Origin of the sequence: Acetobacter tropicalis, from assembly GCF_001580915.1 — a bacterium.
Classification (GTDB): Bacteria; Pseudomonadota; Alphaproteobacteria; order Acetobacterales; family Acetobacteraceae; genus Acetobacter; species Acetobacter tropicalis.
Genome location: NZ_LHZQ01000083.1, coordinates 1 through 2,340, shown reverse-complemented (window position 1 = coordinate 2,340; position 2,340 = coordinate 1). Strand labels below are relative to the sequence as shown.

Annotated in this window: 4 protein-coding genes and 1 pseudogene; all 5 read left to right on the top strand. The window is 54.4% G+C overall.

The features are described from left to right. The coding region (locus AD944_RS00590) for a hypothetical protein (protein WP_211263314.1) at positions 1-266 on the top strand (266 nt) is incomplete at its 5' end. Positions 267-452: 186 nt separating this feature from the next. Beyond that, positions 453-614, top strand: coding sequence for a hypothetical protein (locus AD944_RS16540; protein ID WP_156477221.1), 162 nt, complete (start codon positions 453-455; stop codon positions 612-614). A gap of 244 nt (positions 615-858) precedes the next feature. After that, a complete protein-coding gene (locus tag AD944_RS00585; protein WP_045541534.1) occupies positions 859-1,077 on the top strand; it encodes a hypothetical protein in 219 nt (72 codons plus the stop codon). An 86-nt stretch (positions 1,078-1,163) separates the two neighbouring features. Then, positions 1,164-1,799 carry a hypothetical protein gene (locus AD944_RS00580; RefSeq protein ID WP_061474631.1) on the top strand — a complete coding sequence of 212 codons (636 nt, stop codon included), beginning with the start codon at positions 1,164-1,166 and terminating at the stop codon, positions 1,797-1,799. A gap of 337 nt (positions 1,800-2,136) precedes the next feature. Next, a pseudogene (locus tag AD944_RS16015) lies at positions 2,137-2,340 on the top strand (hypothetical protein); the annotation flags it as partial.

Below are 2,340 nucleotides of genomic sequence, written 5' to 3'. Positions count from 1 at the left end.
AATGTGAGGTATTGCGCTTAAACGGCCGTCCACATAAGACGGTTGAGTCGGGCCATCAGCGGATCACGGTGGCCGTGCTGATGACGCCTGAACAGGTGCCGGGCTGGAGCAGTGATCCGCGTGTGCTGGAGGTCTTTGCCCCGCAGTTCATTCGTCCGCAGCAGGCGTTCATGGCGACATTCGACAATTTCGGGGATGGCTGGAAAAAGTTCGGTCTGACCTTTGCAAAGGATCTCGCTGAAACCGGGCATTATGTCGGGGAGTAACGTGACGAAGCGGCGATCGAACTACCCCTGCGCGCGCTCGCGTGCGAGTACAGAGTAGATATTACTAGCAGAACTCCTGTGGGGCCTTCGAAGCGGGATATCCTCGTTTCCCCAAAGGAGCTGTAAGGATTGTACCGTCACTGTTTCAGTCCGCAGCCTGGGTGTCAAGTCTCAGGGAAGACTTCCATGGATACCAATCAACCTCACGACACGCTCGATTGCGATGCTCTGCTGTTTACGATGCTTCTGCCTGCCTTGATCCGGTATCGGGATTCACTGGATTGTGATGTTCCCGAAATCACCGCCGCGATTGCGCTTCTGCGAATCATGGACGCGCGCCGAGAATAAAAAAACAAAGGCCGGTCGGTTAATTCCGTCCGGTCTTTATTATTTTCGTGAAAATATTTCCGCGTTTTATATTATTCATTTTGGTTATTAGTATTGTAATTTTTTGGTTTGTTTCGGTTTTTGTTCCGGGACTTTTGAGGCTCCGCACCCTAAATTCCCCAAAGGATTTTGTTCTTTTCCGATCTGGTAGCGGTTTTTTGCGTGTGGGCTCCTCGTTCCGCAATACTTTCAAACGAGAAAATCAATGTCCGATTACACCACAATTTCATCCGCCGTGGAGGCGGATCTCATGCAGCTCGTGGCTTTGCACCGCTTGCTCGACTTTGCCCTGAGTCAGTCGCTCGAAGGCAATACGGACGATCGCATTCTTGAAGGCGTCGTTATTTTGACAAGGATGGTCGGTCGCAAAGTCCGGCGCCTGGCCGACAAACTGCTGGATGGCCAAGGTTTCGGCTGCGACTGAGGCTCTCCATCGTCGCCCACACCCGTTTCTTTCATCTACAGGCGCGCCCATGTCGCGCCTGTTTTCATTTCTTCATGGAAAAAATAATGTCTCGTTTCTCAGACGACGCCACGCCGTCCCGTTTTCACCCCACCGAAGCCGATCTGACCACCTATCGGGATCTGGCCCGTGCCCTCGGCGCTCCACCGAGCGAGGCCATCTGTCGGTATCTCGGCGCGGCGGGTCAGCATCTTGTGTTCATCGGTGAGTCTGGTCAGCGCGACTGGGCCCGCATCGACGCCCAGGCGAGGGCTCGCTGGCCTGACCTGCCGCCGACAGGGAAGATCGCGTCCAATGGTAAGACACTGGAATCCCTCCCCGAACGTGTCGTTTACCAGATCCTTGAGTCCTTGAAGCACGAGGATATGGAAATCGATCTCCATCAGCCGATTATGGCTGACCTCGGGGCGGAGAAGGCGGACCTGACATTGCGCAGGAGAAGTACTGCCTGCTTTATCGAGGTCATTGGTTCTTGTGGACCCAACCGCATTACCCGGAACGACCACGAGTTGCGGGGATTGGAGCGCTTCGAGCGGCGTGAAGCCTTCTACCGCCGTGTTGGCATCACCCCGGTCTGTATCTTTCTCGACCTGCTGGCGCGTCCGGAAGACCTGAAGGCACTGTGCCAGTCTCTGGTGGACCGGATCGCTGACGACGGGAGTGACAGAGAGATGTCGCTATAAGGACAAGGACCGATGCCTGAGGCGTGGGGTGACCGGAACCGGAGCTCCCACGCCAGGAATGGTAGCGCACGACATCAGTTTTGGTATCCGGAGCGCAATCGAACGATGTCAAAAATTGCGAAAAAACCGTCTTGCCGTTTCAGGAATGTCTCATACCCTGATTTTAACAGGGAAACTGGCGCATGATTCGAGGCTCAAGCCCTGAGCATCGAGTGAAGTCAGTTTCCTTTCATGGAGGTTGTGACAATGTCCGGAACAACAGCGGATGACGGGGATCTGAAAGCACTACCTTGCCGGATCCTATGTTCGATCGGTCTTCCAAAACCGGAGTATCATCATGTCGGCAGCTAAAAGAAAAACTGTCGCAATAGAGCCTCGTGGGTCGTTACGTTACGCGGCTGCTGCGGCGTATATCGGCATCGCTGAAGGAACGTTGCGGAACCAGCACGAGACGCTGGGAATCCGGTCGCTGGAAATCGGTCGCATCCGGTGTTTTCGTATAGAGGATCTGGATGATTTTATTGCGAGGAAGATTCTGGAA